The following is a 9,597-nucleotide window of genomic DNA, read 5'->3' as shown; positions in this document are numbered from 1 at the left end:
TGCATCAGATATTTCCATTAACCCTGATAGAACAGTTTTACCAGATAGTGAACCGTTTATTTCAAATAACAGTTTTGTACTTGCTATTGCTCCTTATGGCAGGTGAGCTTTTTGCGGAAGATAAAATTGTTACCGGAAAATTTGTCGTTAGCCTGACAGCGGAAGGCAAGCAGAAAGTCTGGGTTGTTAATGCGCTGGAACAGAATATTTATAACGATATATCAGGATACGAAAAGGTAGTACCGGTTAAAAAAGATATTGCCAATGAGAAGACCTGTAAAAAACGCCACGTAGATTGCATCGTGGAGGTTTACAAAAACCTGGGTGTCGATGCGCTGATGTTAGGAACGGTTGATGAGTCCGACATCGATTATGAGATATACGATGTTCAAAACCGGTTTTTAGTCAAAACCGGTTCCATTGACATTGGTAGTGGATCAAGTTTATTAAAATTGCGCATGGGCGCGTTTAGTGCCTTTAAACCATTTCTGGAAAAAGGCGGTATCCTGGATAAGCGTAAATACTTTGCGGTAACGGAGAGTGAAATCGACGGGGAAACAGCTCAAAAGGTTCAGCCTGGTTCAGACACTCGATTTCAAAAAGCCTTTTTAATATTCCTGGCGCTGTTTAGCGCTTTTCCCTATCTTTTTTCCCTGTTTGGCAAACCACGAAAGCATCCTGAGCGGGTAAAAATTATTCTGCGCTGGTTCTATCCGTTTCTGATTGTCTGCTTATCGGTGATCGCCTATCAGTGGATATTGATAGAACGCGGAGCTGGCAATATTCCCAACATCCTGTTTAACCAGACTGTCGATTACCATTGGCTGTTAACCGGCCTGGGCGGAATGTTATGGGGTTATTTTATCATTATAAATTTTAAAATTATTTTTCCTCACCTGCAGGGAATAGAACGTATTCAGCCCAATAATCTCATACCACTGTTACAGTCCTGCCTGGTTACCATTGTCATCAAATCGCTGATCATGGTCGCGGTGTTTTCCGGTGTTTTTGCTGCGGTTTTTTACGCGGGGAAACTTTTTTCCGTGAATCAGGAAATCATGGTTTTAGTGTTATTCCCATTGTCAGGCCTGTATTTCAGCTACTGGGTCGCGCTCATGCTGGATGTATTTTCAATGAGTATCGATATCAACCTGAGTGACGGAGATCTGGATATAGACAGTATCTGGAATTTAAAAACGCGAAATTACTTCATTGGTTACCTTAAAAGGAACGGCGTAACGCTGAACAAACGCCTGATCGATAAAACGGTGTTTGTAGCGGCAGATAACGAGGGTGCCATGTGTTATGGCGGTGGATTTAACAGGCCCAGAATAACCATCGACAGGGGGTTAATGAAATTTTCGCTCGGTGATATAGATGATTTCAATCCCATGGATACCGCTATATTTACCAAAAAAGTTACCGAGCCGGTTAAACGACAAAACACGGTATTCCAGTTATTTGCGAATTTGTCACCTGACATGGCGGATACAAAAGTGTCCAGGTCCCGGCATGTCAAGAATAAAATAAAAAATATTGAACGTGCGCAAAAACATTACGAACGCGATCTGGGATTACCGGTGAGTATACGCAAGAGTCCTCCGGAAGATATTTTGCAGGGGATCGTGTATCCCCACCTGGATGGCGCTGATAATTTTCCTTCCTTGATGTCCAATAATGCCGACGATATGCGTATCGTAGAAGCGTTGTTGCTGGATGGTTCGTTAAGAGCTCACCCCTATGATGAAGACGCGGAAATAGACGACTCCAGTGAGCAGGACAAGGATTTTCTGTTTGGCACACTGCTGCACAAGTTTGGCGCATTGATACGCCGCGAAGAAATATTTTCAACACTATACCTTTATTTCTTTTACAAACCCGAAGAAAAAAGGAAACCCTACAACTTTTTATTTTCGCGGTATTTTGCCATTGTTGCCGATACATTTGTGGTACTTAATTTTGGTTTGAACCACTTAATCCAGCACCTGTATTACCAGGTATCAGACGACCCATCGTTCCTGACCACAAAAGGCATCATTAGCGGTATGTTAAAGAGTCAGGATGAAATATTGACGAGGGCCAAACAGCTTGTTGATGAAAGAGAAACCACGTCAATTCAAACCGATGAGCTGGATCGTTTAATCTGGCTTTCAAGATTTAGCCAGGATCCCATTGAACATCAGATGCATACCAGTATTGTTGCCGAGAGAATCGTAAAATGGTCGGTTTCTCTCGGTGTCATGTACTTCGTCATTATGGCGGTAGTTAATTCCTATAACTATCACCCGGAATACCTGGCGACCATCGCACAGGAAAAACAGAAGATTGCCGAGGCTATCGAGGCTGAAAAAGAGAGAGAGCGGAACGAGCTATGACAGATAAGCAGAATGACAATACAGACGATACGTTAGACAAAGACCCGGACGATAACCAGAACGACTCTTTGAATGACTCCTCACACGAGAAAAAGGAACCCGATAGAGGGCCTGAACCCAGAAGAGGATTCTTTCCTTTTTTCAAGAAAAGTACCCGGGCAGTCAGGCAATCGAGCGCCGGAGCGGGATTTGTCGGCCTGATAGGTTTCGGTGTCATGCTGGCGATTGCCTCGGTGTTTTTTGTGACGGAAAATTACTTTATTTCGATGTTTACCATTTCCATAGGATTGTTTATCTATGTGACGGGTCTGGACCTTGTGATACTGGCATTTTCAACGTTCATTATTTTCTTTTCGTCAAAGCACCTGACCACGCGGGCGACTTCAATGCAGGAGACGATTATCGCGTTACAAAACCTCTTGAATATCAGGAGAGCGCGTGATGGCAGTATCGCCGTGGGTCCTGTAGAAAGTGATGTATCAATACAGTTGCCTGATAACTCGTTAAGCCGGGATATTCAGGAACTGGTTTCCTCCGGTAAAAACATTGACTATGCAGAGTTTGTCGCGCACTCCTATTATGCGGAATGCCATGAATTATACGAATCTTCAAACTCGAACTTTGATTTTGTATCAGCGACCATGCCTTTATTTGGTTTGATAGGAACCATTATCGGGTTGCTTGCCATGTTCGACAGTCTTGGTTCTGACGTAACCGTTGAGTCCCTTTCGCCACAACTGGCATTAGCCCTGAAAACCACGCTCTATGGCGCTATCTTTTCTTCTTTTTACAAAATTATCGGAACTCGATTTGAGCGTCGAATGGTCGACCTGGACTATGACTACGATATTCTGGTTCGAGCGTTGCAGGTCGTGATCGAAAACAAGAATACCATTGAAGTGACTCATAACTAGTCATTTATTTTCGTCGAATACAAGCGTCATTTATAACTAGTTATTTTTAAGAAAGGTATACCAATGAAGCGCTATACAGATCCAACCAAAAAGAAACGTTCCCGCGGGGAACCCTGGCAGGTTATTTATACCGACCTGATGACGATAATTATGGTGTTTTTCGTCATTCTCTGGTCAACCAACCAGGGCAAGGATATTGGTATTAGTGAGACAATCGGTGATGTAAGTTCACGCACCATCAGTCTTCCGGGAGACGTGCTGTTTCCACCCGGCAAATTTGATCTTTCCGATGAAGGAAAGTCGGTATTTAACAATATTTTTTATGATGAAACCGAACAGGTACTTAATTTTCAAACCAGCGGCTTAACCAAAAGATTGCTGGTTATTAATGGTCATACCGACGGTGATGGTGATAAGGACAGTAATCTGGAGCTTGGTTTTAGAAGAGCTTTTGCGGCTTATGAAGAGGTGCGAAATTACAGCAAAGAGCTTGTTGATAACGTGGTGATATGCACTTACGCCGATAACTCACCACAACTGGAAGTACCGAAGTTTGAAGGTGAAATATCCAGGGCACAGAGAGAAACATTAAAACTGACAAAATCCAAAAATAGAAGAATCACCATCGAGGATAAAATCGTAAATAGATTTGAGGCCGAATAACGCAGTATGAATCAGCGATACTCAAAATCCACTAACCGCTATGCGCGAGATATTATTGGCTACGATGCTGGTAGTAGTGATTCTGTTCGCCTGCATTTAGGAACCAACAGTTTAGCGCTGTTTCTGGTGTTATGCATTAGCATCGTTTTCGCTTATGAGTCTGACTACCTGAACTGGAGTTATTTGAGAGGCTTAAACACCGAGCTGTCGTTTTTCATTGGGCTGTTTTCAATCATATTCGGTATCGGTATATATCATTTCTGGAAGCTCGGGGAGAGAAGCGTCTATTACCTGCATCTGGTGCAGGATGTTGAAATGCCTAAAGACGCAATAACCATATTTAATTACAAAGGTCTTGCTTTTGGTATCGGGAACCGGGTCGATGTCAATGCCATCGAATTTTCACCAATTATGCAGAAAATGTTCTGTGTCATTATTTTCTTTAATATCGCACTGGTCACACTGGATAACAGCGGTTTTGAAAAGATAAAAACCTTGCCGTCCCAGTTTGCAACATCAGAGGCCGACTTTTGTCCGGATAACGACGAGGATATCTATGGTGAGTCTGTACCGGAGGGCTGTGAACTGATCATCAGGGCGCACAAGCTTGGCTACGCCAAGGACCTTGGCATTTGCGAACCTAAAAAAATCGACCCTGAAAAGATGCAGGTATGCCAGAAAAGGCGATTAGATGAGCCTTATTTACATTATATGTCGCGACTATTTGTCAGTTCGGTAGAAAAACAAAAAGAATTTTTCAAAAACAATGAAATAAAAAAAGTACAGGACAAATTTGAATTACAGGTTAACAATTTTGAAACGCTTCGTGATTATCAGGCCTATGCCATCAGTGCTGCACCAAGGGCCTCACACCATATATGGACCGATTTGCCCTATCCGCAGCACTTCATTATCCAGAAATACCGGGAATACCTGGATCCTAATTACTGTATTGAGCAGTTTCAAAAGCAGACAAATACCATTACGTTGGCAAAAGACGATGAACGGAACAACAGCAAGTTAATGGAACATGTCTATGGACACTTGCTGTTTAATCCAAAAAGTCCGCTGACCGTCGGTTTTTGTAAAGAATATCAGATTCACTGGAATTCCGACCCGGATGTTTGCGAAAGACTGGTACAAGCGCCGGAAAGTGTGCTTGAAGATGAAGGCGTGCTACCCGAAGTGAAACTTGTTTTGCGAAGGCATAATATTGCCAATGCCATATTGAGTCTTGACGATAGTATTCGGGAACTGGAAAACGTAAACGAAAATACAGGGATGGCTAAAGATAATGTAGAGCCCGTTTTAGATGAAAAAGAATCGCAAAAGAAAAAGCCAAAAGTTGACGTTAAAAGCAAGATCGCTAAAAGTAAGCAACAGATTAGAAAGAAAAATGAACTGGTCAGCTTCCAGTGTTTCATGCAGGCGAGCACGTCGGGCCGGTTAAATAAAACCAGCAAATTCAATTTTAAAAATACTGATTTTACCGTGACGACTCGCTATTTCCCGGTGATCGAGAATTACGGGGAATCACAAATAGCCATGTACAACGAATTTTCGAAAGTGCTTGAGGACAGGTTTCATTATTCACAACTTTCCAGTCGTTCGGACGTTAAAATCGAGGGTGTTAGTAGCGATGTACAGGACAATCAAAAATACCTTGAAGAACCGACCTATTTGTTTTCCCGGCTGGATATTCTGAAAAACGTGGATATTTTCCTGGGTAACAGCTGGGTGCTGGAAAGAGACGATCTTCTGGATATATATCCCTATCACGTTCATTTACAAAATTACGTTAATACGTTTCGCGCAAAATACCAGGAGCGTCATGGTCGATTATGATTAGATCTTATTCACAGCAGTCTTTGCTATTGTTGTTTATGTTGCTTAACTATGGTTTTAGCGATGGACTTAGTTATGCCAGTGAGACAACACAACCTTATGTAGAAGAAAACAGGGTGCTATATATAGAGAAGGCGTTAAAGGCATTTAAGGAAACCAGGCTGCAGAATATCATGAATACCTATCGATATATAAACGTCGTTGAAAGAAATAACTGCAGATCCACTTTGTCCGATTTGAAGGTCGAATGCCTGCTCAGTTTTGCCCGAAAGAACTGCAGTACCTATCGCAAGCAGAACTTAAGAGACAATTGCGAACTTTACTCAGACATTATCATTGTCAACAAGTTAAGTGAAAACGCATTTGTCAAACGCTCAGAAAGATATCGTGTGACACGCAATACCAAAGACGATTTTAGAACAGCACTGGAAAATCGGCTGCAACAGAAATATGGGAAACTGGTCACCGATTATTATCTCGGCATTGCATCACAATGTGATGGTGAGGACCTGAGTTGTCTGGCGAAAGGCCTGGACCAGTTCTGCCTGGATTATACAAACGCAAAGAGCCTGTCCTGGCAATATTGCACCAGTGCTTCTTTGTGGTTTATTGGAATATCAAAACAGGATTAGTAACTCAAATCAGACTATGACTTTGAAAATAAAAAAGGCAATATTGCGAGAAATGCAGAACATGGATGCTGCGGGCCTGCTCAGGTCAGAGACAGCCGTTGTTCAGACAGACAACATGGAAGTCCGAGTTGATGAGGATAAAAGTTATCTGAATTTTGCCGGAAACGATCTATTGGGGTGGACCTCAAACGATGTCATCCGCGATGCAGCACGTGAAGCACTTTCCATGTACGGTGCTGGAAACACCTCTTCGCGTATGACCATTGGCACCCTGGATATTATTAAGCAGCTGGAGGAAAAACTGTCGGGATTTTTACAAGTCGATGACAGTATTGTATTTCCATCACATTACCTGGCAAACATCGGTATTTTTGAACCATTAACGAACCGGCGAGACAGCATTTTCATTGATGAAATGTGCAATCCAGGCATATATGACGGCGCAAGGATGTCACAGGCCAATATTGTTCCTTTTCGCAACCAGGATTATGAAGACCTGGAATACCATCTAAAATGTTCGCAAAATTCCCGCTTCAGGATCCTTGTAACGGACAGTGTTTTTAGTTCCGATGGTTACCTTGCGCGGTTACAGAGTATCATGGACCTGTCGGAAGATTATGATGCAATAACCATCGTCGATGACAGTCTTGGCGCAGGTGTTCTTGGTGAGAACGGCAGGGGGATTGTTAACCATCTGCAAATGGAAGAGAAACCAGACCTGGTTACTGGTACTTTTGCCTATGCGCTGGGTAACGTCAGTGGCGGTTTTATCTCTGGCGACAGCGAACTGGTTAAATGGCTCAGGCTTACCTCCAGGCCGTATATTCTATCTGAGCCCATATCACCCGTTAATGCCGCCATTGTGATAAAAGTTATTGAAACTCTCGAAGCGGATGACACCGTGTTGAGTCGCTATCATGCGAATTCAAAATATCTTAAAGATGAAATCAGGAAAAAAGACTGGCAGCTGAAACGAAATGATTCTCCACTGGTGAGTATTAATGTAGGTAGTACGTTGAATGCGCAAAAAATGGTGGAATACCTGTTTAATAACCATATTTTAGTGAGCGGTTTGTGTTTCCCAAATACACCAGAGGGTGAGTCCCTGTTGCGTTTTAATATTACCGCCAGTCATACCAGGGAACAAATAAAAACATTAGTCGATGTTCTCGAGGAAGCATTCAATGTCCTTGAATAAAGATCCAAAAACTGATGCTATTCTCAAGCTCTCTGCCAGCCTGGATCGGTACGAGTTGCCCGCGGATCTGGATGGATCGGAATTAAACTGCCACGTTAATATTGTGCCCAGGTTCACAACGAGCGACGACGGTGAATTAAAATCGTCTGTTGCTATTTGCCTGGTTTTTGATTGCAGTTATTCCATGATAGGCACGAAGTTTGATCTTGCTTTAAGCACGGCCAAAATGATTGTTGATTTACTGGATGAACGACACACGCTATCGCTGATAGCGTTTCATACCAGTAGTGATATAGTAATGAAAAACGCCGTGCCAACAGAAAATGAAAAGGAATCTATAAAGAAACGGATCGATAATCTTAAATCATACCTGGGAGGGTCAACCAATATAGCTTCCGGTATTAAGCGCGCCATGAAAGTGTTTTCAGATGGCGATGCTGATGCCAATATCATGGTGATACTTTCAGACGGTAAGCCGGACTCCCGCAATAGTGCACAACGGGAAGCCAATAGAGCCAGTGAAGCTGGCGCTCAGCTATTTGCGGTAGGAATAGGGGATTCATACAATGCGGATCAACTGTTGCGCCTGGTTTCACCATCCAACGGCGCTGTCTTTGGAGATAGCGAAGAAAGCAGAATAACTGAGATATTTTTCGACATCATTCATCGTATCGACCGGATCATTGCTACCAATGTAAAGTTGAGCGTTGCCTCCGGTGAGCGGTTCCACCCGGTTCAGGCATTCAAAATCAGCCCGGAGCGGAGCCTATACGATTCTTCTGCTCTAGCGAGTGAAGGTGACCTTTTTGAACTACGGCTGGGTAATATCGCGGACAATAGAATTCATGAGATTCTATTAAAACTCAAAGCAGATCAGGCAGACGTTGGTACTGAAGAGTTGATAAGGATCAGGCTCCAGTACGATACATACCATCTTGGCGAAAAAACGTCTCAGGAGCAGGAATTCATACTTACTGTAAAGTATACCGAACATGATACTCCGGCACCTGAGCCAGGAAAAAAATTAAAAAATGCCATTCGCAGTGCAGCGATGGTGCAATTAGCTGATGATTTAATGAAAGCCTGTTTAAAGGAGAAAAAAGATCAGGCCCTGAAGATCATCGAAAAGCTTGAACGGCATTGTGAAAGGGAAAATAACGAGTTACTACAGCAGCAGTTGGACAACATAAAAACCAAACTGCAGAAACGGCGTAACATAACCGACAAAGACCTCAATGAGCTGTTACTGGCGGTCACTGCAACAGCGCCTAAAGCACAGCTGTTTGATCTGATCCTGGTTGCAGCTGGCCCGGAGACAATACGCCTGGTGCGAGAGATCAGGTATGCTACGGAAATGGGACTGAGGAAAATTGTCGATATCATTCAGCGCAAAAACAGTGTGGTCAATGCCTTTAAAAATAAGGCGGCTGCTGAGAAATTAGAACAACGACTGAGAAAACTTGGCGCGAAAACAAAGATCAATGCCAGGGAAGTGGAGGAAGAGGACGAAGAGAGCGAAGAGAACAAAGAACAAGTTCAGGAAGTATCTTGAAGGTCAGGGCGTTAATCATTTTCTTCCCCCAATCTAAGCGCAATCTTCACCATCGTCAGTGAATTCAGTATGCAGTATCAGTGATTGAATCAATGGATTTAGCGCCTATTGATTTCGAAGCTATAATTAATTAGTGTGGTTTAAATTTTAGAAGTTATTTTTCACCGGGTTTAACAGAAATCGGGCGACCCTGTTTTTAACCGTCTAAAGCCTATGCCATACAAAACTGTATCAGAGTTGCCTCCTAGCGTTAAGAATTCTCTACCAAAGCATGCGCAGGAGATTTACCTTGCTGCATTTAATAATGCCTGGGAAGAATATAAAGATCCTAAAGCCAGGCGAGGCGGCGCATCACGCGAAGAAGTGGCTCACAAAGTGGCCTGGGCAGCTGTTAAATCTTCGTATGTAAAAAAAGATG

General features: G+C 43.0%; 8 protein-coding genes. All 8 read left to right on the top strand.

Annotation, left to right across the window (positions count from 1 at the left end; translation table 11 throughout):
• Positions 1–2,375, top strand: a 2,375-nt coding sequence (locus ACWVCM_RS04680; protein WP_455200555.1) for a hypothetical protein, incomplete at its 5' end; no start/stop codon positions are given.
• Positions 2,372–3,289: a MotA/TolQ/ExbB proton channel family protein gene (locus ACWVCM_RS04675; RefSeq protein WP_455200554.1), complete on the top strand. Its 918-nt coding sequence runs from the start codon at positions 2,372–2,374 to the stop codon at positions 3,287–3,289. The genes ACWVCM_RS04680 and ACWVCM_RS04675, both read left to right, overlap by 4 nt.
• A gap of 63 nt (positions 3,290–3,352) precedes the next feature.
• Entirely contained in the window at positions 3,353–3,952 is a 600-nt protein-coding gene (locus tag ACWVCM_RS04670) for an OmpA/MotB family protein (protein ID WP_455200553.1), read from the top strand.
• A 6-nt stretch (positions 3,953–3,958) separates the two neighbouring features.
• Positions 3,959–5,797, top strand: coding sequence for a hypothetical protein (locus ACWVCM_RS04665; RefSeq protein WP_455200552.1), 1,839 nt, complete (start codon positions 3,959–3,961; stop codon positions 5,795–5,797).
• Positions 5,794–6,429: a hypothetical protein gene (locus tag ACWVCM_RS04660; protein ID WP_455200551.1), complete on the top strand. Its 636-nt coding sequence runs from the start codon at positions 5,794–5,796 to the stop codon at positions 6,427–6,429. The genes ACWVCM_RS04665 and ACWVCM_RS04660 overlap by 4 nt, the downstream gene beginning before the upstream one ends.
• 16 nt (positions 6,430–6,445) lie before the next feature.
• Entirely contained in the window at positions 6,446–7,627 is a 1,182-nt protein-coding gene (locus ACWVCM_RS04655) for an aminotransferase class I/II-fold pyridoxal phosphate-dependent enzyme (protein WP_455200550.1), read from the top strand.
• Positions 7,614–9,179, top strand: coding sequence for a ribosomal protein L7/L12 (locus tag ACWVCM_RS04650; protein ID WP_455200549.1), 1,566 nt, complete (start codon positions 7,614–7,616; stop codon positions 9,177–9,179). Before ACWVCM_RS04655 ends, ACWVCM_RS04650 begins: the two co-directional genes overlap by 14 nt.
• Positions 9,180–9,392: 213 nt before the next feature.
• A partial coding sequence (locus tag ACWVCM_RS04645; protein WP_455200548.1) for a ChaB family protein occupies positions 9,393–9,597 on the top strand: 205 nt, incomplete at its 3' end.

The organism is Kaarinaea lacus (assembly GCF_975902315.1).
This window is presented reverse-complemented; position numbering and strand designations above follow the sequence as displayed.